The 24222-nt window shown below is 43.2% G+C and carries 24 protein-coding genes; 14 read left to right on the top strand and 10 right to left on the bottom strand.

The features are described 5' to 3' along the window. The gene (gene nuoH, locus BUB99_RS10885; protein ID WP_073122385.1) at window positions 1-1020 is read right to left on the bottom strand and encodes an NADH-quinone oxidoreductase subunit NuoH; all 1020 of its coding nucleotides are present in this window, start codon (window positions 1018-1020) and stop codon (window positions 1-3) included. A 103-nt stretch (window positions 1021-1123) separates the two neighbouring features. Continuing rightward, a complete protein-coding gene (gene murI / locus BUB99_RS10890; protein ID WP_073122387.1) occupies window positions 1124-1930 on the bottom strand; it encodes a glutamate racemase in 807 nt (268 codons plus the stop codon). 167 nt (window positions 1931-2097) lie between these two features. Here murI and BUB99_RS10895 point away from each other — a divergent pair, with 167 nt between their 5' ends. The 5 genes from BUB99_RS10895 to BUB99_RS10915 all read left to right on the top strand — a co-directional run bounded on the left by BUB99_RS10895 (window position 2098) and on the right by BUB99_RS10915 (window position 5220). Then, the gene (locus tag BUB99_RS10895; protein ID WP_073122389.1) at window positions 2098-2505 is read left to right on the top strand and encodes a DUF1493 family protein; all 408 of its coding nucleotides are present in this window, start codon (window positions 2098-2100) and stop codon (window positions 2503-2505) included. A 7-nt stretch (window positions 2506-2512) separates the two neighbouring features. Continuing rightward, window positions 2513-2767, top strand: coding sequence for a hypothetical protein (locus BUB99_RS10900; protein ID WP_073122391.1), 255 nt, complete (start codon window positions 2513-2515; stop codon window positions 2765-2767). Between the two features lie 208 nt (window positions 2768-2975). Beyond that, complete coding sequence (locus BUB99_RS10905; RefSeq protein WP_073122393.1) at window positions 2976-3584, top strand: hypothetical protein; 609 nt, start codon at window positions 2976-2978, stop codon at window positions 3582-3584. A 400-nt stretch (window positions 3585-3984) separates the two neighbouring features. Beyond that, complete coding sequence (locus BUB99_RS20550) at window positions 3985-4221, top strand: hypothetical protein (RefSeq protein ID WP_073122395.1); 237 nt, start codon at window positions 3985-3987, stop codon at window positions 4219-4221. A gap of 576 nt (window positions 4222-4797) precedes the next feature. Then, window positions 4798-5220, top strand: a complete 423-nt coding sequence (locus BUB99_RS10915) for a hypothetical protein (RefSeq protein ID WP_139280975.1) — start codon at window positions 4798-4800, stop codon at window positions 5218-5220. Between the two features lie 1185 nt (window positions 5221-6405). On the opposite strand, the gene BUB99_RS10920 is transcribed toward BUB99_RS10915, so the two are convergent. From BUB99_RS10920 to BUB99_RS10930, 3 genes are all read right to left on the bottom strand, one after another. Next, window positions 6406-6720 (bottom strand): rhodanese-like domain-containing protein, encoded by a 315-nt coding sequence (locus BUB99_RS10920; protein WP_073122399.1) that lies wholly within the window; start codon window positions 6718-6720, stop codon window positions 6406-6408. A 22-nt stretch (window positions 6721-6742) separates the two neighbouring features. Continuing rightward, window positions 6743-8152, bottom strand: a complete 1410-nt coding sequence (locus BUB99_RS10925; protein ID WP_073122401.1) for an MBL fold metallo-hydrolase — start codon at window positions 8150-8152, stop codon at window positions 6743-6745. A gap of 270 nt (window positions 8153-8422) precedes the next feature. Continuing rightward, the gene (locus BUB99_RS10930; RefSeq protein ID WP_073122403.1) at window positions 8423-9442 is read right to left on the bottom strand and encodes a homoserine O-acetyltransferase family protein; all 1020 of its coding nucleotides are present in this window, start codon (window positions 9440-9442) and stop codon (window positions 8423-8425) included. Between the two features lie 131 nt (window positions 9443-9573). Between BUB99_RS10930 and BUB99_RS10935 the strand changes: the two genes are divergently transcribed. From BUB99_RS10935 to BUB99_RS10945, 3 genes are all read left to right on the top strand, one after another. Further along, the gene (locus tag BUB99_RS10935) at window positions 9574-10755 is read left to right on the top strand and encodes an O-succinylhomoserine sulfhydrylase (protein WP_073122404.1); all 1182 of its coding nucleotides are present in this window, start codon (window positions 9574-9576) and stop codon (window positions 10753-10755) included. Between the two features lie 105 nt (window positions 10756-10860). Further along, entirely contained in the window at window positions 10861-11067 is a 207-nt protein-coding gene (locus BUB99_RS10940) for an addiction module protein (protein WP_073122406.1), read from the top strand. 5 nt (window positions 11068-11072) lie between these two features. After that, complete coding sequence (locus BUB99_RS10945) at window positions 11073-11372, top strand: type II toxin-antitoxin system RelE/ParE family toxin (RefSeq protein WP_073122408.1); 300 nt, start codon at window positions 11073-11075, stop codon at window positions 11370-11372. A gap of 2 nt (window positions 11373-11374) precedes the next feature. On the opposite strand, the gene BUB99_RS10950 is transcribed toward BUB99_RS10945, so the two are convergent. Next, window positions 11375-12493, bottom strand: coding sequence for a fatty acid desaturase family protein (locus BUB99_RS10950; RefSeq protein ID WP_073122410.1), 1119 nt, complete (start codon window positions 12491-12493; stop codon window positions 11375-11377). 131 nt (window positions 12494-12624) lie between these two features. On the opposite strand from BUB99_RS10950, the gene BUB99_RS10955 reads away from it, so the two are divergent. Then, complete coding sequence (locus BUB99_RS10955) at window positions 12625-14058, top strand: sodium:solute symporter (protein ID WP_073122412.1); 1434 nt, start codon at window positions 12625-12627, stop codon at window positions 14056-14058. Here BUB99_RS10955 and BUB99_RS10960 read toward each other — a convergent pair. Further along, on the bottom strand, window positions 14055-14390 hold the full coding sequence (locus tag BUB99_RS10960; protein WP_073122413.1) for an MGMT family protein: 336 nt from the start codon (window positions 14388-14390) through the stop codon (window positions 14055-14057). The two genes, BUB99_RS10955 and BUB99_RS10960, sit on opposite strands and share 4 nt — an antisense overlap. After that, on the bottom strand, window positions 14390-15427 hold the full coding sequence (mltG, locus tag BUB99_RS10965; protein ID WP_073122415.1) for an endolytic transglycosylase MltG: 1038 nt from the start codon (window positions 15425-15427) through the stop codon (window positions 14390-14392). The genes BUB99_RS10960 and mltG overlap by 1 nt, the downstream gene beginning before the upstream one ends. Window positions 15428-15525: 98 nt before the next feature. On the opposite strand from mltG, the gene BUB99_RS10970 reads away from it, so the two are divergent. The 3 genes from BUB99_RS10970 to BUB99_RS10980 all read left to right on the top strand — a co-directional run bounded on the left by BUB99_RS10970 (window position 15526) and on the right by BUB99_RS10980 (window position 19409). Next, window positions 15526-16155, top strand: coding sequence for an L-threonylcarbamoyladenylate synthase (locus BUB99_RS10970; protein ID WP_073122417.1), 630 nt, complete (start codon window positions 15526-15528; stop codon window positions 16153-16155). After that, complete coding sequence (locus BUB99_RS10975) at window positions 16152-16757, top strand: WbqC family protein (protein WP_073122419.1); 606 nt, start codon at window positions 16152-16154, stop codon at window positions 16755-16757. The genes BUB99_RS10970 and BUB99_RS10975 overlap by 4 nt, the downstream gene beginning before the upstream one ends. Before the next feature lie 102 nt (window positions 16758-16859). Beyond that, on the top strand, window positions 16860-19409 hold the full coding sequence (locus BUB99_RS10980; RefSeq protein ID WP_073122421.1) for an ATP-dependent Clp protease ATP-binding subunit: 2550 nt from the start codon (window positions 16860-16862) through the stop codon (window positions 19407-19409). A gap of 21 nt (window positions 19410-19430) precedes the next feature. On the opposite strand, the gene BUB99_RS10985 is transcribed toward BUB99_RS10980, so the two are convergent. Further along, complete coding sequence (locus tag BUB99_RS10985; protein ID WP_139280976.1) at window positions 19431-21503, bottom strand: hypothetical protein; 2073 nt, start codon at window positions 21501-21503, stop codon at window positions 19431-19433. A 262-nt stretch (window positions 21504-21765) separates the two neighbouring features. Here BUB99_RS10985 and BUB99_RS10990 point away from each other — a divergent pair, with 262 nt between their 5' ends. After that, window positions 21766-22248, top strand: a complete 483-nt coding sequence (locus BUB99_RS10990; RefSeq protein ID WP_139280977.1) for a hypothetical protein — start codon at window positions 21766-21768, stop codon at window positions 22246-22248. 12 nt (window positions 22249-22260) lie between these two features. After that, complete coding sequence (locus BUB99_RS10995) at window positions 22261-23163, top strand: hypothetical protein (protein WP_073122426.1); 903 nt, start codon at window positions 22261-22263, stop codon at window positions 23161-23163. Window positions 23164-23342: 179 nt separating this feature from the next. Here the strand turns inward: BUB99_RS10995 and fabG are convergent, their stop codons facing one another. Continuing rightward, window positions 23343-24089, bottom strand: coding sequence for a 3-oxoacyl-[acyl-carrier-protein] reductase (gene fabG, locus BUB99_RS11000; RefSeq protein WP_073122565.1), 747 nt, complete (start codon window positions 24087-24089; stop codon window positions 23343-23345). Between the last annotated feature and the right edge of the window lie 133 nt (window positions 24090-24222).

Genomic DNA, 24222 nt, shown 5'->3' on the forward strand with positions numbered 1-24222 from the left:
TTACATCCAAAGTTTCCAAAATCCCGACACAAAAACCATAAACAAACCTATCGGCGTGAGGTATTTCCAACTCAATGACATCATCTGATCGACACGAATCCTTGGATAAGTCCACCGCACCCACATTTGCACAAAAATCATCAACATCGCCTTGGACAGGATCCAAAACGTCCCCCATACATCGGCGGACAGTTGTCCGACCGTCCCTGAAGTCCAGTCTGCCAAGCGCACAGGTCCTAGGTTGGGCAGTGGGGTATTCCAGCTCCCAAAGAACAGGATCACCGCGATGAGCGACACGAGTAGCATCATCCCGTACTCCGACAGCATGATCACCGCCCATCGAAACCCGGAGTATTCCGTATGAAACCCGCCGATCAACTCTGACTCTGCCTCTGGCAAATCAAAAGGGGTCCGGTTGGACTCAGCCAACGACGCGATGAAGTATATCACGAATGGCACGATGAGGAAGGGATATTGGATGATGTTCCAGTGGATGAAGCCTAGGCCTCCTACCTGCTGGAGTGAAATTTCTTGTAGACTCAGCGTCTGCATCAGCATGATCACACAAAGGATGGCTAGCCCAAGCGGGATTTCATAGGATACGATTTGCGCCACGGAGCGCATCGCACCAAAGAGCGAAAACTTGCTATTCGAGCCCCAGCCGGCCATCAGTATCCCGATCACGTCGAGCGAGATCACCGCCAGGAGAAAGTAGATCCCCGTCTCTGCAGCAGACCCCTGTATATCCGCAGACAAGGGCAGCACGGCATATCCGGTAAATACCGAGACAAATATCACGAGGGGAGCCATCAAGAAGAGCTTGCGGTCGGCAGCCAGTGCGATGATATCCTCCTTTTGCATCATCTTGAGTACATCGGCAAAGGACTGCAGTATCCCGAACTTGCCCGTCTCCATAGGGCCTATCCTGTCCTGCATGAACGCAGACACTTTCCTCTCCGCGTATACCGCGAAAATGACAAAGACGAGTAGAAAAGGAAGATAGATGAGAAACGCTATCATTGATTGATTTTAAAAATCGTAATTTAAAAAAATAACAAGGGAAAACAGCGCAAGAATTTGGCTTGTTTTCGAGGGGGTATCAATCAATCAACAACAACAGCAATTACTCCCATAGCGGGTACTTCTCAAGATGAATATCTTGATTGAAGAAAAGACTGGCGGCCTTTTCGAAAGCAGGGGTAATATCAGATACAAGAAACTGGTCATTGCCTTTGTTTTTCTCTCTAGTTAAGTCTTGGGTTATTAACTGTTGTTTGAGATTCTGAGCCACAATATTAGCCGAATCGATCAACTCTACCTCGTTTTTGTAGAAATCTTTTAGGGCATCTTTGATAATCGGATAGTGCGTACACCCTAGAATCAATGCCTCGATCCCTTCGAAACGTTCGTCTCCCAAATACTGGGCGATGATCTCATGACTGATCGAGTTGTTGATGAATCCCTCCTCGATCATCGGCACGAGTAGCGGAGTAGCCAGCGACACCAGCGACACCTCTATCTGTCGTTGTTTGATCTTCTGATCAAACACCTGAGAGTTGACCGTCTGTTTGGTCCCGATCAGTCCGACTTTCTTGTCTACGAATCTTTGGGCCAGTAGGTCTATCACAGGATCGATTACATTGTACACTTTTGCTCTGCTGCCGACATATTCCTTGACCAGTTCGTAGGCAGCGGCAGAGGCTGAGTTGCAGGCGATGAGAATGACCTTGCACCCACGCTCCAACAGGGCGTTGGTGATTTTGATGGAGTAGGACTGGATCGTCGTGGCTGACTTGTCGCCATAGGGCAAGTGCGCCGAATCTCCGAAGTAGATCATGTCCTCGTCCGGCAGCATATCCTTGACCGCTCTCGCGACTGTCAGTCCGCCCGTACCACTATCAAATATCCCAATGGGTGCATTTCTATCCATACGGCTGCAAATATGGATTTTATTGTTGAAAAGTATTGACTTGAGAATGGAGATTTGAAGGCAAAATGGATTTGACAAGGAGCGCAAATCAGTTAGCTTTGGATTGATGCAGTGCGGGTAAAGTGCACTGTGCACTTTACACAAATGTTGTATACCATGCTTAAAATATGAGTTGGCTAGATGAAATCACAAATTTTCTTGAGGACTATACCGAGATAGAGCAACTATCCCCTGATTCTGATCTATTTAAAGAGCACGGCATTGTCGGAGATGACTTTCATGAAATGATTGAAAACTTTGCTAGAAACTACAATATAGATATGTCAACTTACTTGTGGTATTTTCATGCAGATGAAGAAGGTCAAAATCTCGGAAGCTTCTTCTTTAAACCTCCTTATGCAAGAGTAGACAGGATTCCAGTAACACCTAAACTCTTAGCTGATGCAGTTGAAACAAAAAAATGGAACGTAAAATATCCTGAGCATAAGTTGCCAAAATATAGAATTGACATCATCATCTCATACGTCATCATTGGTCTGATAATCGGTATAGTTATTTGGTCATCCCTATCGTAATTAGTTAATGAAACAAGACAGGAAATACGAGCTAAAATCCTTTAATGGCACCTTAAAAACAAAGCAAGCAGTCTCGGAAAACGAGAACTATTGGAAACTCATCGGTCAAACTGGAAGAGTAATAAGTTCAGCTGAGGAACAGGACTTTCCAGATAAAAACAGAGTACTGTTTCAATTTGATATTGATGTTCAAAAATTAGAATTGGAGTGTCACAACCAAAAACCAAATGCTTTGTGGATTTTAAAAACAGATCTTAAATAAAGGTATACAACATAGCCTATCCATCCATGGCAGTCTCTGTCAGCTTGGGCAGTTCTGCTTTCTACTTGCACCGGAAAATCTTCGATTTTCCTCACTGAGTCAAAAAATGTAGCGATCAAAATCGAAGATTTTCCTACATTGTACCCGAAACAAATTAGACGTCAATGCCACAGATGATAGGCAGGCGTTGTAGGGCATGACCATCTGAATGAAAAAATTAAGACACAGCCATCGGATCATTAAGCAAATCGAGCGATCGATTCCTGAAGATTCTACTTTAGACCTAGCGTTTTTAAAAAAAGAATCCTATTTCAACTTTCAAATAGAAGATTGGTATGGCGATAATATAGGTCAACACAAAAAACTGAGAAAGACCATCATTCGTGAACTTCTTGAAATCAAGAACAGTTGGCAACAGACACTTAATAACGAATTAAACGAACCTTATTATTTAGCGATTTGGCTATATGAACCACGAATTTTGAAATCTGAGGTAGTCTGTGCTATTGGTGACAAAATCACCTACTATGAAGACGAAGCATTTTTAAGCTCTAAGAAGCCCAACAGAATTCATACCAACCAATATGGCCAATTCGAAAATCAATTAAACACTCTTAAATGGACAAGGAAAGTTGATATAGAACCCTACTATGAATGGGAAATGAATTGGCCAGTCGAACGCTATGCAAACCCAAAGGAATTCTATAAGGATCAACGTCTTTATAACAGAATTAGAAAGATGGAGTTTCATGTTGTTGAAAAAGATGAAGAAAAAATCTACTTCAACCCCGAAGGTGATATCTGGATAGGAAAGTAAAAGCCCTACAACATGGTGTAGGCACGAATGCCCTTGCGAGCATACCAAGACAATGCCATAACATGCTCCGCCGATTCACTCGGAAAGCAGTAGAATACCGTGGAATGGTCATTCGTAGGCCGATAAGCGCCTGATGAAACTGATCGACTAGACTAGCTTTGGCGGTTTGGGGTGTATCGGCTACTTTAGAGCCTTAGTCAAGCCGTGAGGGCACATCGTCCTACACAGGCGTTACCCAGCATAGACTGCAACTCCCATGAGACTCTACACGAACTGCATCAACTGTAAATCCGAAATTAACTTCCGAACAAGTGCATCAGATAGGTTTGTCCTGGCGAAGAGACGAGGCGAACGAATCAAATTGAATTGCGAATCTTGCGGATCAACCAAGAAATATCATGTGAACAACTTGAAAGCTGAGGAAAGCAGAATAGTTGGAATCATCTCAGTGCTCATTTTCCTCGGTGGAACAACTGCATTGTTAATTTACCTCTGGCCTTACATTTTTCAAATAGCTTCCGTTTATGCGATTTCTGGAGCAGTCGGAATCCTAACGGTTCCATTTTTGGTATATCAGGCGATCAACTCTGGACAGGCGAACAAGGTGAAGTACTTTAACACCAAGAGATACGGCTAACTCCAACGAACTGGATAACGGAAATGAACCCCGCTCTTTTAAGTCTTAGCGCGAAGCAAGACTTGAAAGCATCTATACAGGGCAAGTCTCCAGACTTGCTTAATCCTAATTGGCGATCTTCATTGGCTCAATAACCATCAGGGTATCAAATCAGAAATCAGCAGAGGATTTATTTCACCACATTTGCAGTCGTAGAATGGGTAGATGTTTTTACCCGACGGCAGTATGCGGAAGAAAAGGCTTGGTGGAAGTTTGTTTTTTATAGGTCTACAAGCTGGGCTTGGCTGCTGTAAAACACTAAAAATAATAAGATAAAAAAATAACACTGTTTCATTGTTGGCAGGTCTTGGTTTACCTAGTTTAAGCATTGTATTTTTTATTACCCCAACCCAAATAGCTATGAGAAATCATTTCCTATTGCTTACTTCAATCATAGTCTTTAACGCTTGTCATCAGGAAGAGCCCATAGTACCAAACTACATGCTAGAGCTATTCGACAATCAGAGTTGCTCGGATGAAAAAATATCATTCGTAAAGTTAACATTCCCTGATAGTGTACTTTATATATCTGACACTATGAATCAAATCAAACTATATGAGGAATATGGTTTACGAGGAGTAGGTGCGGGGCTGAGTGAGTATAAACTATCAGGAGATAATATAGAAAAAATAACCACATACCAATTTCAGTTGTTGAGTCAGTCAGAAGAAAATGAGCTATCAAAGCTTATCAAGCCCGGATCCTATTTAATCAGTGAAAACATTCCAAATGGAGGATTGGGATCTAAGTTTACCATTATTATTAATGGATCCTCAGAATGGCTAGTTTACTATGGCGATGTTAATTCTAATTTTTTTCATATTTATGGGGCGCATGGCAATGATTTTGAGATGCATGTTTGTGGTGCTTTTGATTTATTGCTTACCACTGAAACATTATCAGCCCCTGTTCCAGTATTGGGTGAGTTCGAACTGACCTTTCGAGACTCTTTCCTCTAGAGCTATTCGACATTATTGCTTACTTGTCAGCCTCTCAGATCGTAGGATTCCCCGCTCTTTTAAGCCTTAGCGCAAAGCGAGACTTGAAAGCATGTATACAGGACAAGTCTCCAGACTTGCCTAGTTCTAATTGGCGATCTTCATTGGCTCAATACCCAGCCATAACCACGCGTTCATCAGGGGATCAAATCAGAAACCAGCAGGGGGTTATTCATCACTCAAAAACCTTCAAAAAAGGCTTTTGAGCAGGCTTTATGCGCTTTGGACAAAAGCTAAGCTTACCTGAGCCTGAAGGTAAGCTTACCAGAGCCCCAACCTAAGCTTACTACAGGGTGGAACAAAGCTTACCTTGACCCTGAGGTAAGGCAACATGGGAGCCGAACTAAGCTTAGGTTGGACAGGTCAGGTCTCATCCCCCTCCCAACCCAAAATATAGCACCCACCTCATAGCGTTTTGTGATATTCGAAGGGATTTGCCTGTAGCCTTGGGAAATATCGACAGAAAATACTAGTTTGGTCTCACCAAGTCGATCAGCAGTCGGCTTCCCGCAGCATCATTCGAGAAGAGAAAACCCCGCTCTTTTACGTCTTAGCGCAAAGCGAAACTTGAAAGTCTATATTACAGGGCAAGTCTTCAGACTTGTTTAGTCTTATTTAGCGATCTTCATTGGCTCAATATCCAGCCATAACCATGCGTTCATCAGGGGATCAAATCAGAAATCAGCAGGGGGTTATTCATCACTCAAAAACCTTCAAAACAAGCTTTTGAGCAGGCTTTATGCACTTTGGATAAAAGCTAAGCTTACCTGAGTCTGAAGGTAAGCTTACCAGAGCCCCAACCTAAGCTTACTACAGGGTGGAACTAAGCTTACCTTGACCCTGAGGTAAGGCAACATGGGAGCCGAACTAAGCTTAGGTTGGAGAGATCAGGTCTCACCCCCCCTCCCAACGCTCTTTTTTTTTCACCATAATAAAAAGCTGATGAAGAAAGACTACAAAAAGATACCTTTTCAGAGAAAGCTACACGACCATGATCGTCCACACCAGCAAGCATTTATCAGACACTAACCTGTCTGACGACCTCAATACTCCTTAATCGAATGGTTCAGGACAAAAAAAATAGCACCCAGAAATCTAGGTGCTATCTAACGCTTATCCTTTTCTATCAAAGGAGACGCTGAGGCATTACTCTTCGAGATCGCCAGTCCATGCCATCACACCACCTTCTAGATTGTATAGCTCTCCGGTGAATCCCATGCCTTCCATGAGGCCACAGGCCTGCCCACTGCGGTTGCCACTGCGGCAGTAGATGTAGTAGTTTTTGGCTTTGTCTAGCTTCTCTACTTCCTTAGGAAATTCTGGATTGAAAAAGTCCAACAAGATCGCATCTTTGATATAGCCCGAATCCCATTCCTGCTGCGTTCTTACGTCCAACAAGACAGCATTGTCATCAGCGGCCAATTTCTCAGCAAATTCTTCTTCATCAATATTTTCGTACATGGTAAATAACTTTTGATTGATCCTACTTTAATGTCGAAGGGCAAACATAATCTGACTTTTTGATTCCTGTCTCCTGTATGGCTTTAAATCCACCTGCCACGTCTGCGATATTGTGAAAACCACGTGATTTGAGAATCGAGCTGGCGATGACAGACCGATAGCCACTCGCACAGTGGATGTAGTATTTTTCGTTCTTGTCCAGTTCGTCCATATTGTCATTGATGAAATCCAATGGAAAAAACAAAGCCCCATCGACATGTTCAGAACTGTACTCTCCAGGCTTGCGCACATCCATCACAGTCATGGACTCGCTAGCCATGCGCTGTCCTAGCTCCTCAGCAGTGACCGATTCGATACTGTCGGTATCCTTACCCGCTTGTTTCCAAGCCGTCATTCCTCCCTTGAGGTATCCGAGCGTATTGTCATACCCTACGCGGGAAAGCCTGGTGAGGACTTCCTCTTCACGCCCCTCATCAGCCACCAATACGATCGGTTGTTTCAAGTCCGTAATCAAAGCACCTACCCATGGCGCAAAACTCCCATCGATCCCGATGAATATAGCATTAGGAATGTGTGACGCCACAAAATCCGTCTTGCTACGCGTATCCAACACCAATGCACCTTCGTGGTTGGCCATCGCTTCGAAAACATCTACATCCAAGGCTACATTTCCTTTGGCCATTACCTCATCGATGCTGTCATAGCCTGACTTATTCATCATGGCATTCTTGGCAAAGTACTGTGGAGGAGGCAAAATCCCAGAAGTCACCTCTTTGATGAACTCCTCGCGCGTCATGTCTGCTCTGAGTGCGTAGTTTACTTCCTTCTGGTTGCCCAGCGTATCCCACGTCTCCTTGGACATGTTCTTGCCACAGGCCGACCCAGCACCATGCGCTGGATAGACTATCACCTCGTCTGGCAAAGTCATGATTTTGTCTCTCAAACTATCAAACAAATGGCTCGCCAAATCCTCTCGCGTCAAATCCGTCTTCACCGCTAGATCAGGTCGTCCGACATCCCCGATAAACAAAGTGTCCCCCGAGAATATCGCATGCTCCCTACCCGACTCGTCGTAGAGCAAATAGGTGCTGCTCTCCATCGTGTGCCCTGGGGTATGCAGGAGTTTGATCCTAACATCTCCAAGCTCAAAAACCTCACCATCCGTACCGATGTGACTCTCAAAAGCCGTCTCTGCATTCGGACCATAGACGATCTGCCCACCAGTCTTCTGAGCAAGATCCACATGCCCAGACACGAAATCTGCATGAAAGTGTGTTTCGAAAATATATTTGATGGTAGCACCGTCTTCTTTCGCCTTAGCGATGTACGAGTCCACTTCACGCAGCGGATCAATGATGGCTGCCTCTCCCTTGCTCTCGATGTAGTACGCTCCCTGCGCCAAACACCCAGTATATATCTGTTCTATCTTCATGAGTCAATGTTTTTAAAGTTCTTCATTTAAACTATACAACAAATGTACGGCTCTGATCATCTTGGGATTGTAACAATAGTTACAAGTACAGAAAATTAACAAAGAAGAGGGACTTAAACGACTATATACAGAAAGCACTACAGATTAAGTGGAGAATAAAATCTCTACATTAACGAATCAAGACCTTAGATCGCTAGACACTAGAAATTGGGCAGAAAAGGTTTCTTTTTTTGATCTAGATACTAAAATCTAAATACCAGCATCTAACTACTAGCCTAAAAACTCCTTCATCAGGACGTTGATCTTACCGAATTCGGTCAGGAAACCATCGTGTCCATAGAGGGATTTGATTTCACGGTAAGTGACCTTAGGGATGTGTGAGGCGATCCACTCTTGTTCATCGCAGGCGAATAGGATATCAGAGTCTATAGAAATCTGGAGCACCTCCGCTTGGATCAGTTGCAGTGCCGCCTCTACCCCGCCGCGATCACGGCCGATATCATGCGAGTCCATTCCCTTGGTCATCGACCAAAGGAGATAGCCTTGAAACTTGCGATCAATCAGCTTCTTGCCCTGGTACCTCATATAAGAGTCTGCCCGAAAACCATCCATCTTGGATATCTCGTCAGCTTGGGTCTGATTAAAGATCGTGTGGTTGCGATAAGACAACATCCCAATGGCACGCGCCGCAGCGACTCCATGTTCACCCGCACGCATGTCATGGTCTCTCCAAGTCGGATCAGCCTCTATGGCAATGCGTTGCGCACTGTGTACGGCCAGTCTCCATGGCGACTCCTTCGGCCCAGTCACTACTAGGATCAGTTTTTCGAAAAACTCTGGTTCTTGTACCGCCCATTCGTAGGCCTGAAAACCACCCATCGAACCACCGAGCCCAATGGCTACTTTTTTGATTCCGAGATGATCCCTCAGCAACTGGTGCGCAGCGATCATGTCACGTATCGTGTACATCGGAAAATCCGAATAATATGGTGCACCCGTCTCTGGGTTGATGGTCAGCGGACTAGAGGTCCCATAGGGTGAACCGAGGATGTTGGCACATACAATGAAATACTTCTGAGGACTGAGGGCTGATTCGTCCGTGAGGATATCGCCCCACCAATCCGCCAAATTAGAATTGGCAGTAAGCGCATGAAATACCCAGACCACATTGTCCTTGGCCTCATTGAGTTCACCCCACGTATGGTAGGCAATCTCCAAAGCAGGCAACTCCCCTCCCCGCTCTAGCGGAAAGGTTTTTTCAATCTTCAGTATTTGTGGCTTGTCACTCATAAATTTACGCGACCGCAAACCTAAGTAAATGTATGATAATAGTCATCGCTCTTCCTTCAATTTCAGGGAAGAAAAAGCCATATTTGCACCTTGCTCAAAACAGGGCAATTCGTCAATTGATTAGATAGAAGATGAGTAAAGTCAATAAGCATTTCGAAACAGAAGCCATTAGGACACAGATAGAAACAACTCCAGAAAAGGAGCACTCTACGCCGATGTACTTGACGTCAAGCTTTTTGTTTGACGATGTGGAAGAAATGCGTGCGACTTTTGCCAACGAAATCGATCGCAATACCTACAGCCGATTTACCAACCCCAACACCAGCGAACTCATCGATAAGATGTGCAAGTTGGAAAAAGCAGAGGCGGGATTCGCTACAGCTACTGGGATGTCGGCGATCTTCACCACCTTCATGACGATATTGTCAGCGGGTGATCACATGCTCTCCGTCCGATCGATCTTCGGCTCGACGCATACGATTTTCAGCAAGTTTCTGCCCAAGTACAACATCAGCAGTGACTATGTCGACCTCAACGACACCAGTAGCTGGGACGCAGCTGTCAAACCTAACTCTAAGTTGCTATACCTAGAGACACCTACTAATCCTGGGATTGAATTGATCGACCTAGATTTTGCGAGCGCGTTTTGCAAAAAGCATGATCTAATATTGATCGTAGACAATTGTTTTGCTACACCATATATTCAGCGTCCAATCGAGTTTGGGGCAGATTTGGTCATCCACTCTGCCACCAAGTACATCGATGGTCAAGGTCGCGTGATGGGTGGCATGGTACTCGGTCGCAAAGACTTGATCGCAGACATTTTTACTTTTTCGAGAAGTACCGGACCTTCCTTGTCTCCTTTCAACGCATGGATTCTATCCAAGAGCTTGGAAACCCTCGCCGTACGTATGGATCGACACAGCGAAAACGCGCTCAAACTGGCTGAATATCTAGAAGCACATCCGCAGGTAGAATGGGTACGTTATCCTTTCCTTCCTTCACATCCGCAGCATGAAATTGCCAAAAAACAGATGAGTACGGGCGGCGGTATGGTTTCGTTTGGAATCAAAGGAGGCTTAGAAGCAGGCAAGACTTTCTTGGAAGGTGTAGAGATGTGCTCGCTCAGTGCCAATCTCGGTGACACGCGTACCATCGTAACGCACCCTGCCTCGACGACTCATGCCAAACTCACCGATGAAGAGCGTGAAGCAACCGGCATCACCGCCAACTTGATTCGTCTCTCCGTAGGGTTAGAACACATCGAAGACATCCAAGCGGACCTAGACATTGCTTTCGCAAAGTGTAAGTAAACCTCATAAGTACTATTTAACAATATTGATTTTTGATCATCCATTTGTTTTTCCGATTCAAAAAAGCCTTATTGTATTCTTTATTAGGACTTTAAATCATGTCTCATGAAAATCACACTTGACATACAGGACAATAGGTTTGACACCTTTATGGATTTAATTCAGACCTTAGATTACGTATCTATCAACGAAGAAAAACCTGTTCCCGAATGGCAACAACAAGAAGTTTCTAAGCGCCTAGAACTTGTCAATAGTGGAGAAATGAAAACGAGGAGTTGGGACAGTGCAAAAAAGGATTTGTTTAAAAAATAGGCAGCATGGCGTACGCTGTAGAAATCACAAAGGCTGCTGAAGAAGATATTCGTGATGCCTATTTATTCTACACCGAACAAAACAACGGGTTAGGACATGCCTTTGAAATTAGACTCCAACAAGCCGTAGATAACATCCATACATTTCCGTTCAAATCACAAACCCGATTCGAGCAAACCCGAATCATCTACCTGAAGAAATTCCCCTACGGTGTTCATTTTCGAATCGACAAGAGTAATTCTACGATACTAATCGTAGCTGTATTTCACACCTCCAGAGATTCTGATCTTTGGACAACCCGCTAGCGCTACGCTGCAGCCTTTGCAGGCAAACCTAAGGCTTTGAGCATACGCCCATGTGCCAATAGTGCCGATCTAAATGTCGGCTCTGCGTAGTAGGGATAATTGTACTCCGCAGCTGTTTCTTTGACAATCTTAGCCAGATGCTTGTAGTGCACATGGCATATATGCGGAAACAAATGGTGCTCGATTTGGAAATTCAACCCACCAGCGTACCAATCCAATATTCGGTTTTGATTCCCGAAATTCACGGTGGTGTACAGTTGATGTACCGTCCACGAATACTCCATGTTACCGTCTTTGTCTGGTGCTGGAAAATCCACTTCATTCATCAGGTGTGCAGGCTGAAAAATCACCGCCAAGCCCATACCTGCCACAAAGTGCATGAGCATAAACCCACCGAATATCTGCCATCCCGTATACGAAGTGAAATAGACCGGCACACCGATCGCATAGATATAATACACGACCTTCGTTAGGATCAATATCACATACTCTCCTGCAATACTCTTCGTGTTTTTGGCCAACAAGCCTTCCTTGTTGTATCGCGTGATCTTAGCAAAATCCTTGAACGTCACCCAAAAGAAAGTCCCCAGCCCGTAGAAAAACCATGCATACAAATACTGGTACTTATGAATAGGTTTCAACTTCGTCCCTGGAGAAAATCTCAAAATAGCCTTCGGCTCTATATCTTCATCATGCTCTTCGATATTGGTATAGGTGTGGTGCTTGACATTGTGCTGGATACGCCAGTTGATGGCATTGCCTCCTACGAGATTGAGTGTATAGCCGAGGATTTTGTTGACCGTACGGTTAGAAGAATACGCCCCATGAATCGCATCATGCATGATCGACAATCCGATTCCAGCCATCCCCATCCCCATGATGATCATCAGACCTAAAGCTACGAGACCTTGTGGCTCCATCAGAATGACCACAAAGTAGGGCACAATAAACATAGACAGCATCACTACGGTCTTGATGTACAAGGTCACATTCCCATGTTTGGAAATCCCCTTTGACTGGAAGTATTCGTTCACTCGTTTGTTCAATGTCTGAACGAATTGTTTCGAAGTAGCATCTTCATGATTGAATGATACCTTCTCCGCGGTAGCTCTCTCTTGCATAGGCGGCAAAAATAACAGGAATAACGCTCACTTACTAATCCCACCCCCTATTAACACCATCAATCAAAGCTAGACCAAAATAGCCGACAAAATTTAATATGTTTGCGGCAACATTCAACATTCGATTCTCTATGAGCCCACTACTCGTCTTCCTTATCATCGCTGGATATTTTGCTGTATTGATGCTGATCGCTAAACTCACCAGTCGTGGTTCTACTGCCGAAAGCTTCTTTACAGGTAATCGACAGTCCCCTTGGTATTTGGTTGCTTTTGGAATGATCGGTGCTTCTTTGTCTGGTGTCACCTTTATCTCTGTCCCTGGTGAAGTAGGGAGTAGTCACTGGTCTTACTTCCAAATTGTCTTGGGCTACCTTCTGGGTTATTGGGTGATAGGCAGTGTACTTCTTCCTCTATATTATAAGATGAATTTGGTATCCATCTATCAATATTTAGACTCCAGATTCGGAAAAAAATCTTACAAAACAGGTGCTTTTTTCTTCCTCATATCTAGAGTCATCGGTGCTGCTTTTAGATTATTTCTAGTTGCTACCGTACTACAAGTCGCATTTTTCGATGCATTTGACATCCCTTTTGCTGTGTCCGTATTTGTGACCATCGCTCTCATTTGGCTCTACACGTTCAAGGGAGGTATCAAAACGATTGTCTGGACAGACACTCTGCAGACACTTTTTATGCTACTAGCCGTCGGCATCAGCATCTGGATCATCGCCTCTGACCTCAACTACTCCCCGGGCCAAATCATAGACATCATCAGTAATAGTTCTACCTCTGAGATGTTTGTCTGGGACTGGCAAGCTCCCCGAAACTTCTTCAAGCAGTTCTTTGCTGGAGCATTCATTGCTATCGTGATGACTGGACTGGATCAGGACATGATGCAAAAAAATCTCACGTGCCGATCCCTTAAGGACGCGCAAAAAAACATGCTTTGGTTTAGCATCGTACTCGTATTTGTTAACCTGTTCTTTTTGGGGCTAGGGACACTACTTTATCACTTTGTAGAAGTCAAAAACATTGACCTTACCCAAACCACCGATGCACTCTTTCCATACCTAGCCATCAATCATTTTGGATTATTGGGAGGGGTTATTTTCTTACTCGGCATCACTGCAGCTGCCTACTCTAGTGCTGACTCAGCACTCACTGCACTGACGACTTCCTTTTATATAGACTTCTTGGGGAAAGACCCCAACGAATCCGCCACACACCAGCGACGCTGGATCCACCTTGGATTCTCAGTACTGATACTAGTAGTCATTTTAATCTTCAAGGCCATCAACGACGACAGTGTGATCAATCAGGTTTTCAAAGTAGCTGGTTACACTTACGGACCACTTTTAGGACTATATTCGTTCGGGCTGTTTACCAAACGAGCTGTCAAAGATGAGCTGGTTCCTGTGGTATGCCTAGTCGCTCCGATATTGACCTACGTAATCAACTCTTATTCTGCCACATGGTTCGGAGGATATCAATTCGGGTTTGAGCTTTTACTGCTCAACGGACTTCTGAGTTTCGTCGGACTAGCGATCATTAGCCGAAAGAGTTAATTCTCCAGTTCTTTCATCGGATCCCAAACGATCTCTTTGAAATGCTGAATCTTATCTTCCACAACTGTCAAGCCTTCCGCCTCCAGTAGTTCCTGCATGCGCGAGGGAGACCCAAAATGCACCTTACCAGTCAATAGCCCCTCTCGGTTGACTACTCGATGGGCAGGTACGTCTGGCAATCCATGCGCTGCATTCATCGCCCAACCTACCATGCGCGCGCTCAGTTTCGTTCCGAGATAGTTAGCGATCAGACCATAACTAGTCGCTCGTCCTTTTGGGATCAACTTGACCACTTCATAAACATCCTCGAAAAAACTGTATTGCTTGGCCATTAGCGGTAGAGTCCAGCTTTGTTAAGTGCTCTTTGGTATCGAATCGCATTATTATTGTGATCACGGAGGTTCGTGGCAAAATTGTGATAGCCCGAAAAATCTTCTTTCGCACACATATAGATAAATTTATTGTCCTGATGGTTCAATACTGCATCTATAGATTTGATACTCGGCATGTTGATCGGTCCAGGAGGCAGTCCAGCATACTTGTAGGTATTGAATGGGGAGTCTATCAAAGTATGTTTGGTCAATACACGTTTGATTTCAAAATCCTGCGCAGCAAAAACCAAGGTAGGGTCTGCCTGTAGCGGGATTCCTCTTTCGAGGCGATTGAGGTATAAGCCAGCCACAATCGGTCTTTCATCCGACATGATTGTTTCTGCCTGTACGATAGATGCCAGCACTGAAACCTCCTTGGTCGACAAGCCAAGTGCTTTTGCCTTTGCCAATCGCTCCTCATTCCAGAACTTGTCATACTCCCGCTTCATCTTCGCAAAAAGTGACTCAGGAGAAGTAGTCCAATAGGCCTGATAGGTATTGGGGATAAACATCGAAATAATCGTCAAACTATCAAAGCCATTGGCACGAATCAAAGAGTCATTTCGCAAAACACCCATGAAATCCGCTTCTGATATTTCTAGGTTTTTCGTGATTTTCTCAGCTAAGTCCGACACCAAGCGCACATTATTGAATGTTACGTTGACGGGAGTCTGACTGCCCAACCGAAGCATTCTAATCACTTCCAGGTTACTCATCCCTGGCTCTATCAGGTAGAGTCCTGGCTTTACGCTTTCATCATACCCCATCGTTTTGGAGAGAAAACTAAAACTAATCACCTCGTCCAAAAACCCGCCTTTAGAAAGTTCTTTTTGAACATACTTAAAATCAGATCCTGTAGGAATGATCAAAGGTTTAGGTTGCTTTTCATACAAAAAATTCGGGGCGTAAACGACCTGATGAAAATAAAACCCAAATGAGGAGAGCATCACTGAGAATGAAACGATAACAGCTCCCAAAATCACTTTTTTCTTATTCATAAGGCGGCAAAAATAAGCAATTAGTCATTTCGGCATCCGACTTGAACTAATAATGTTTTGCTATTTATAAACCGGACATTTGATTAAATTTGAATCCTATGAAAACAGAGTTCATCAAACTGTACGAAGAGAACCCAGACCCTAGAAAAATTAGTCAAATTGTTCAAGTCCTAAGAAAAGGAGGCGTCATCATCTACCCTACGGACACCATTTATGGGATGGGCTGTGATATATTCAATGCCAAAGCCATAGAAAGAATCAAGCAGCTCAAGGAAATCAAAAGCAAACGTGTCGACTTCTCTTTCATCTGCTATGACCTAAGTCATATCTCAGAGTACACCAAGTCTCTGGACACTTCGACTTTCAAGTTGATGAAAAAAGCCCTTCCTGGCCCCTTCACTTTCATACTCAATGCAAGTACCAAGGTCCCTAAGATGCTACACACTTCTAAAAAAACAATAGGCATCCGAGTCCCAGACAACAACATTCCGAGAGACATCGTCAGAGAACTGGAAAACCCCATCATCACCACCTCCATACACCATGATGATGAAGTACTCGAATACTCTACCGATCCAGAACTCATCTATGAAAAGTATAACGGCAAGGTGGATTTGATCATAGACGGAGGATATGGAAACAATGTCGCCAGTACAGTTGTGGACTGCACTGAGGGCGAAGCAGAAATCGTCAGGGAAGGTATGGGAGACTTGTCTGATTTTATATGAAAACCATCATTGACAGTCAGTATTTTCCGTGTGTTGCTTACTTTTCCTTCCTCAAATCTAAAGAGGAAGTATGGATAGAAACTCAGGAACATTTCGTCAAACAAACCTATAGAAATCGCTGCTACATCTTAGGCTCTAACCAAGTCCTACCACTGGCCATACCAATGATTGGCGGGAACAAAAAAATCAAAATCTCGGACATTAAAATCGAGTACAAACACCGGTGGCTCAATGATCACTGGCGGGCGATTATCTCAGCATACAATAAGTCCCCCTACTTCGAATTTTACGAACCATACATTCACGACATCTTATTCGCAAAACACGAGCGGCTCATCGATCTCAACACTGAGATACTGTCATTCTGTCTCAAAGTCCTCAATATTGGCACGAAAATCAATTTCACTGAACAATACGAATCCAATACAGAAGGTCAATTAGAAGACATGAGGTCCATGATTCACCCCAAAAAAGATTATATTTGTTCAAAGATCTTTGATCCCATCCCGTACCCACAGCTGTTTGGTAAAGAATTTGCAGCCAACTTGAGCGTACTGGATTTGCTCAGTAATACTGGGCCAGAATCCGACAACTATTTGTAAAAACTAAAGCCTGATTACAACGATTACATGAATAGATCGTTTTTATCTTAATGTTTAGTTTTTGTTAGATTAAAAATTATTTTTACTACAACGAAGTAGCACATGGAAGCAAAGTTTTCGAATAGAGTAAAAGAGGTAATTTCATTGAGTCGTGAGGAAGCACTCCGACTTGGACACGACTATATAGGTACGGAACACCTCATACTCGGTATGATTCGCGAGGGAGAAGGTGTAGCCATTAGCTTACTAAAGAAACTAGGGGTCTCGCTAGACGAACTCAGAGCTTCCATAGAAAAAGCCACCAAAGGGTCTGCTACTAACAATGTTAAGAACCTAGCGAACATTCCTCTGACGAGACAGTCAGAAAAAGTTCTAAAAATCACATACTTAGAAGCTAAAATATTCAAAAGCCAACTCATAGGCACTGAACATCTATTGCTTTCTATCCTAAGAGATGAAGACAATATAGGGACTCAAATCCTCGATAAGTTCGATGTAGCCTATGATGTCGTCAAAGAATTGCTAGAATATCAAACAGAGCACCCGATGTCTTCGTCTTCTGATACAGACGAACCCGAAGACGACTCTCGTCTATTTGGCTCTGGTGGCACAGGCGGTTCTTCAAGTAAGGATCCATCAGGCAAAGGCGGAGAGAAATCAAGAACTCCTGTTCTTGACAATTTCGGTAGAGACCTGACCAAGCTAGCAGAGAGTGACAAACTCGACCCTATCGTAGGTCGCGACAAGGAGATTGAGCGTGTTGCACAAATCCTAAGTAGAAGAAAGAAAAACAACCCTATTCTAATCGGTGAGCCTGGTGTGGGTAAAACTGCTATCGCAGAAGGCCTAGCACTGAGAATCATTCAAAAGAAAGTATCTAGAGTATTGTTTGGCAAGCGAGTGGTAACACTTGATTTGGCATCTTTAGTAGCAGGAACAAAATATAGAGGGCAATTCGAAGAAAGAATGAAGGCTGTCATGAATGAGATTGAAAAATCTCCTGAAGTGATCCTTTTCATTGACGAATTACACACCATAGTAGGAGCTGGCGGAGCGTCTGGATCGCTAGATGCGTCTAACATGTTTAAACCAGCACTAGCCCGTGGAGAAATTCAATGCATCGGGGCAACTACTTTGGACGAATACAGACAGTACATCGAAAAAGACGGTGCGCTCGCCCGTAGATTCCAAATGGTGATGGTGGATGCTACAACTGTAGATGAAACCGTGCAAATCCTAAATAACATCAAAGACAAGTACGAGGATCACCACAACGTCAACTATACAGAAGAGGCAATCAAAGCGTGTGTAGCACTATCTGACAGATACATCAGCGATAGATTCTTGCCAGACAAGGCTATTGACGTCATGGATGAGGCAGGTTCTAGAGTACATATCAACAATATATATGTACCAGACGAGATCATCAGTCTTGAGGACTCTATTGAAGATGTCAAAGTAGAAAAAAATCAGGTTGTAAAAAGCCAAAAATACGAAGAAGCAGCTCAGCTCAGAGACAAAGAAAAGAAGCTCATAGAGCAACTCGAACTAGCCAAAGCGAAGTGGGAAGAAGAAACCAAATCGCAACGCTATGTAGTTGACGAAGATAGTGTAGCCGAAGTAATCGCAATGATGACTGGTGTCCCAGTAAAAAGGGTAGCACAGAAGGAAAGCAAGAAACTACTCACGATGAAAGATGACTTGAAAAAGCAAGTGATCGGTCAAGATGAAGTTATCGTTAAACTATCAAAAGCGATACAACGAACTCGTGTAGGTCTGAAAGACCCGAAAAAACCAATTGGCTCTTTCGTCTTTCTAGGTCCAACTGGAGTAGGAAAAACCGAATTGGCGAAAGTGTTGTCTAAATACATGTTTGATAAAGACGATGCTTTGGTGAGAATCGACATGAGTGAATACATGGAAAAATTCTCCGTATCTAGACTGGTAGGAGCACCTCCTGGGTATGTAGGTTATGAAGAAGGTGGACAGCTCACAGAAAAAGTGAGAAGAAAACCATACAGCGTAGTTCTCCTAGACGAAATCGAAAAGGCGCACCCAGACGTATTCAACATCCTACTACAAGTATTGGATGATGGTATATTGACAGATGGCCTTGGTAGAAAAGTAGACTTTAGAAACACAGTGATTATCATGACTTCTAACATCGGTGCTAGAGACCTCAAGGACTTTGGTACTGGGATCGGGTTCATGAATCAGAACAAGAAAGAGAATCTAGATGACATCATGAAGTCTACGATTCAAAACGCTCTGAAGAAAACTTTCTCACCAGAGTTTCTCAATAGACTAGATGATGTGATTGTATTCAACTCTCTAGAAAGAGAAGATGTACATAAAATCATCGATATCACGCTAGACAAATTGCTAGAGCGTGTGATCGAACTAGGTTACAATGTAGAGCTAACTGATAAAGCTAAAGATTTCTTAGCAGAGAAAGGATATGACCCTGCATACGGAGCAAGACCTCTGAACAGAGCTATCCAAAAATACTTGGAAGATCAAGTAGCAGAGTTTATCCTAACTGGAGATGTTCAGGAAGGGGATACGCTGTTAGCAGATCATATAGAAAAAGAAGAAACGCTGAGTATATCAGTCAAGAAGAAAAAGAATTCTAAGAAAGAGAAAAAAGAGTAGGCCCAGAGCCTACTCTTTTTTTTAATACCCTCCAGAATATTTTCTGAGTAGCCACTCCGAAGATACCAGTACTAGGAGTACGAATAAAACCCATATCAAATTCACCAAAGGAAAGATTTCTTCTTGGAAATGCACACGGGGCTTGAAATCATACGATTCAACATCACCCAGCATTTCATCCCAATCGGCAAGCGTATAAAACTGGCCTTGGTTCTGGATCGCTAGCTGTTGTAACAATCCAAAATCAGCAACCTGATCTAACTGTTCCAGTTGCTGTTCCTTCACCACAAAACTACCTGAAACCTTTTCTGATTTCCCATCCACTAAGGTAGAAGCCTCATAACGGTAGTTGGCAGGTTCTAGATTAGCCAACTCCAGCTTAGCATATTGTGAAGCAGGCACAAATGAATACTCTTTGGTTTCCTTTCCTAATTCTCCCACAGAGATCTTGATTTCTTGCCCGTAAATTCGCTCATAGACATCATTGTAGAGCTCTGCCTGAAAATGTACGGGTTCATTGGTATTATACTCCGTATCTGTAGGATAGAATTTAAATTTCCGCTTGTCATTCTTCGTGCTCAAGTACTGCACTAATTTCAGAAAGAACTCATCAAAACTCTGTGTATCTTCATAAAGACCATACTCTTGCATCCTCCATTGCCAGACACCATCGGCCAGCAGATAAGCCTGCTTTACATCATCGGCAGCTACTGTAAAGAGCAATGGCTTATTCACAGTTACTGATCCTATTTTCTGGTTCAACAACACTTTGGCATTTGCTGGGATATTAATATCTCCATAAGGCACAGAGAGTGGCACGAACTCTTGCCACCGTTCATTTAGCTCTGAGTCTAGTGTAAACAAGTCCATCTCCGGATTGAGCGAGGCGATCACTCGGTCTCGTTGGTTTCGTTTCTGCACGACCTGTAGCACTTTATTCTCACGAGCGAGTGTTCTAAAATTAGTTTGAGATCCCACTATATAAAAAAGGGGCACCTTCTGCTTTTCAAGCTTAGCCAATATTGACCTAGTACGATTAGCGCCATCATAGACATTATGAACTATCGCTAAGTCATATTTTTCTTCAGGGTAATCCCCAACTCCTGCTATATACACTGTGACTTCAAAATTTTGATTATTCTCTATCACAGCTTTTAAAGCCTTCAAATCTGGATGCGGGGCGGGTGCCGCGATCAATATATTTTGCTTCCCATCAATCACATCTACATAGATGCGTTGGGAATTATTCTGTTGAATTACCTCTTCATCCAAGGGCGCAAGCACGACATCCAAAGGCTGCAAACCATCATGAGTAGCTTTTACTTCAAAAACCACACGTGTCACCCCTTGCCCTGAGTCAAAATTAACCTCCTTAGTCTCCAAGACTTTTCCTTCACGTCTGATACTCAGTTTGGTTTTATGTCCTTTGAACCCATAATTTTTCACTTCTACTACAACAGGATAACGATTCCCCTGATAGGCGATCTTATTGAACAGAATATTATCCAACTCCAGGTCCAGTTGCTGAGTTGTATCTCCTACACCTATCGTATTCAAATGAAACTGATACGGCTGATAAAGCGGAGACACGCCTCTATTAAATTTTCCATCCGACATTAAAAACACGGATGCCAAATTAGTATTCTCAAAACTAGCAGTGATACTACTCATCATCTCACTCAGATCAGTGGTGGGTTCGACGAATGTCATATCATCCCATGATTCAAATCCCCTACCCAATCCCATCTTGATCACCTCGTACCCTCGACCTTCCAATTTCTCAGATAATTTGGACATTTGATCATGGAGTAGTGTGATCTGTGTCGAATCCATAGTATTTCGGATAGAAGTCGAATTATCTACCGCTAATACTACCCTGGGGCTTTCTAACTGCTCGAGGTATTGATTGATCATCGGATTGAGCAGGAGTATCGATAGGACACTCCACAAAGCAAATCGTAGCGCGAAAAGTAACCGATTGGTCTGCTGATTCCATGGCCCACTTTTAGCATAAAGTAGATAGGTGAAAGCCAGAGCAATCAGCAAATACAGTGGCAGAAGCCAAATCGAATATTGAAATTGAATGACAGGCAATAGTGTATAAATTTCTATGTAAATGAAGTAGGCTCGAAAGATAGGAATAAAAAAGTTGTCCCAAAAAATGTCTTCTGACTAAAAGCATTCCACTTCTTCAATAGGCACAAATCTATAATTCAATTCCATCAAAAACACGAAAGAGTCTATGATCAAGCCAAATAATATGAATAAATAGAAATTATAATAATACAAATAAAACATAGTTTAGTACTAAAAATATATACATTTGTGCCTTAATTATCTATCTAAAAAAAAGAATATGAAAAAAGTAAGTTTATCACTTTTGAGTTTAGTGATTTTTGTAATGGTGTCTTGTAGCCCAGAGGAAAACCCTTTTGAAACGAGTGTTGGTATAGCTATCATAGAAGGCAAAGTACAGTTTGACGATGACCTGACCGACGGTGAAGACATAATGGTCGCTGCAGAAGGAGCAAAGATCAAAATATCATACAGTTCCCATGATCTATCTTTCTCTCAGCCAAATGGTGTAGATGTCACTAAAGTGATCGATGTAACTGTAGATGATGAGGGACGCTTCACTGTAGAAGTACCTGCCATTTCTAATGATGTATCCTACACGGTAAGTGGACTAGACTTTCTGACAGAATACACAGGGTACGATGAAGATTTCGATGAAGAAACAAAAACAGGGTTCTATTCTGCAAATCCTCAAACCATCTCTCTAACAGAAGGCCAGACGAAGTATGTAATAATCGACTACACATTCACATCAGAATTTTAAACTAGACTTCTTATGATTAAATATATTTTAATATGGGCACTGGTACTACCTTTATGTGCTTATGCTCAAGAAGAAACAACGAGTTCTCAACAAACAGGCACAGATAGTGAGCCCTCGTTTAAGAACAAACATGGTCAAGAAGTACTGCCTCAGCAAGGTGATTGGTCTGTTGGGATAGGTGCATCTACAGCACTTACTTATGTTGGAAACATCTTCACTGGCGGCACTAATAACAATGCCGACTGGTGGCAATATCAAAGCTCAACAAGCCCAATTGTAATTCAAGGAAAATACATGGTTTCGGGTACTACAGCGTACAAAATCGGTTTCAACTTGAACTTCTACAACAATGTATCCTACTATGACGTGATGGATGACAATGGCAGCAGCCCTGACGATTACGTTCAGGACAAACTTTCGCGAACCAACTCTAGTGTCACTTTGTTGGCTGGGATTGAAAAGCGAAAAGGTAGCGGTCGCATTCAAGGTGTATATGGTGCAGATGTATTTGTAAACTTTAGCGCAAGCACTTCATATAAATACACCTATGGCAATGAAATCACGGAAACTAATCAAGCTCCCTCTACTGGAGCCCCATCGTTTCCAGTTGGAGGCACTACCATACCTTCTCAAGGATATCGCCCTAGCCAAACCAAAAACTCAACAAACTGGGGTGCTGGTGCATACGGTTTCATTGGAGTAGAAGCATTTTTGTTTCCTAAATTCTCATTAGGAGGTAAGTTTACGTGGGGTGTCAGCTACTCGGACAGCGGTGCTAGCAGCAATACTTACGAGGCTTGGGACTCCCAATCTAACAGTGTAGTAGAATACACCAATGCTTCGAACAGCGGTTATACAATCAATGCAGGCATCGGGAACGTTGGAGGGCAAGTAACTGCTAATTTTTACTTCTAAATAGAATCTACAATATTATGTCACCTACATAGATCGTTGTGAGTCTTTGGGCTGATAGCGATTTATGTTTGTATTTTACCCTCACAAAAAGGTGATATACTAAGAATATAAAAGACAAAAAAGGATCAAACCCAATGGATTTGATCCTTTTTTTTACCGTAGTATTGAAAGACTAAACTTTAGGTGAGCATTGCTCCACAGATATTAAGAACCTGTCCCGAAACATAGGTAGACATATCTGAACCGAGGTAGACACAAGCGTCAGCTACTTCTTCAGGCTTTCCTCCACGTTTCATAGGGATCGCATCTCTCCATCCCTGCACTACTTTTTCATCCAGCACATCCGTCATCTCCGTCTCGATAAACCCTGGAGCGATGGCATTGCATCGAATATTCCTAGAACCTAACTCTAGCGCTATAGACTTGGTGAACCCAATGATACCTGCTTTAGAAGCTGCATAATTAGACTGTCCAGCATTTCCCTTGACACCTACTACAGAAGATACATTAATGATAGAGCCTGCTTTCTGCTTCATGAAAGTACGAGTAGCTGCTTTGACAGTATTAAAGCAAGACTTTAGATTGACATTGATCACATCATCCCATGCTTCTTCAGTCATTCTCATGAGAAGGTTGTCTTTGGTAATCCCAGCATTGTTGATCAACACATCAAGTTGACCAAAGTCAGCCACTACATTAGCGATTAGTTCTTCTGCCGCATCAAACTTGGACGCATCAGATCTATAACCTTTCGCCTTCACGCCGAACGCTTCGAGTTCCGCGACGAGTGCCTCGCCCTTTTCTACACTTGACAAATAAGTAAAAGCCACGTTGGCTCCCTGTTCTGCATATTTAATCGCTATAGCTCTCCCGATACCTTTAGAAGCGCCTGTCACTAATGCCGTTTTTCCTTCCAATAATTTCATGTGTGTCATTGATTTTATGATATCACGTCTACTGACTGCAGACGGACCTCCCGCATCCGCAATGCTCGCTACCGACACGAGTCGATACGACACTACTTTTGCACATTTCGTTTGATTGTTTCCTTAAAATAAT

Origin of the sequence: Reichenbachiella agariperforans (assembly GCF_900142205.1) — a bacterium.
Classification (GTDB): Bacteria; Bacteroidota; Bacteroidia; order Cytophagales; family Cyclobacteriaceae; genus Reichenbachiella; species Reichenbachiella agariperforans.

Excerpts from the sequence above, each read along its gene's own strand:
- BUB99_RS10980 (WP_073122421.1), top strand. The coding sequence starts at position 16,860 with ATGGAAGCAAAGTTTTCGAATAGAGTAAAAGAGGTAATTTCATTGAGT.
- fabG (WP_073122565.1), bottom strand. The coding sequence starts at position 24,089 with ATGAAATTATTGGAAGGAAAAACGGCATTAGTGACAGGCGCTTCTAAA.
- BUB99_RS10940 (WP_073122406.1), top strand. The coding sequence starts at position 10,861 with ATGAAAATCACACTTGACATACAGGACAATAGGTTTGACACCTTTATG.
- BUB99_RS10960 (WP_073122413.1), bottom strand. The coding sequence starts at position 14,390 with ATGGCCAAGCAATACAGTTTTTTCGAGGATGTTTATGAAGTGGTCAAG.
- BUB99_RS10930 (WP_073122403.1), bottom strand. The coding sequence starts at position 9,442 with ATGAGTGACAAGCCACAAATACTGAAGATTGAAAAAACCTTTCCGCTA.
- BUB99_RS10950 (WP_073122410.1), bottom strand. The coding sequence starts at position 12,493 with ATGCAAGAGAGAGCTACCGCGGAGAAGGTATCATTCAATCATGAAGAT.
- murI (WP_073122387.1), bottom strand. The coding sequence starts at position 1,930 with ATGGATAGAAATGCACCCATTGGGATATTTGATAGTGGTACGGGCGGA.
- BUB99_RS10920 (WP_073122399.1), bottom strand. The coding sequence starts at position 6,720 with ATGTACGAAAATATTGATGAAGAAGAATTTGCTGAGAAATTGGCCGCT.
- BUB99_RS10975 (WP_073122419.1), top strand. The coding sequence starts at position 16,152 with ATGAAAACCATCATTGACAGTCAGTATTTTCCGTGTGTTGCTTACTTT.
- BUB99_RS10905 (WP_073122393.1), top strand. The coding sequence starts at position 2,976 with ATGAAAAAATTAAGACACAGCCATCGGATCATTAAGCAAATCGAGCGA.
- BUB99_RS10925 (WP_073122401.1), bottom strand. The coding sequence starts at position 8,152 with ATGAAGATAGAACAGATATATACTGGGTGTTTGGCGCAGGGAGCGTAC.
- BUB99_RS10955 (WP_073122412.1), top strand. The coding sequence starts at position 12,625 with ATGAGCCCACTACTCGTCTTCCTTATCATCGCTGGATATTTTGCTGTA.
- BUB99_RS10935 (WP_073122404.1), top strand. The coding sequence starts at position 9,574 with ATGAGTAAAGTCAATAAGCATTTCGAAACAGAAGCCATTAGGACACAG.
- BUB99_RS10915 (WP_139280975.1), top strand. The coding sequence starts at position 4,798 with ATGAATCAAATCAAACTATATGAGGAATATGGTTTACGAGGAGTAGGT.
- BUB99_RS10970 (WP_073122417.1), top strand. The coding sequence starts at position 15,526 with ATGAAAACAGAGTTCATCAAACTGTACGAAGAGAACCCAGACCCTAGA.
- BUB99_RS10995 (WP_073122426.1), top strand. The coding sequence starts at position 22,261 with ATGATTAAATATATTTTAATATGGGCACTGGTACTACCTTTATGTGCT.
- BUB99_RS10945 (WP_073122408.1), top strand. The coding sequence starts at position 11,073 with ATGGCGTACGCTGTAGAAATCACAAAGGCTGCTGAAGAAGATATTCGT.
- nuoH (WP_073122385.1), bottom strand. The coding sequence starts at position 1,020 with ATGATAGCGTTTCTCATCTATCTTCCTTTTCTACTCGTCTTTGTCATT.
- BUB99_RS10900 (WP_073122391.1), top strand. The coding sequence starts at position 2,513 with ATGAAACAAGACAGGAAATACGAGCTAAAATCCTTTAATGGCACCTTA.
- mltG (WP_073122415.1), bottom strand. The coding sequence starts at position 15,427 with ATGAATAAGAAAAAAGTGATTTTGGGAGCTGTTATCGTTTCATTCTCA.
- BUB99_RS10990 (WP_139280977.1), top strand. The coding sequence starts at position 21,766 with ATGAAAAAAGTAAGTTTATCACTTTTGAGTTTAGTGATTTTTGTAATG.
- BUB99_RS10895 (WP_073122389.1), top strand. The coding sequence starts at position 2,098 with ATGAGTTGGCTAGATGAAATCACAAATTTTCTTGAGGACTATACCGAG.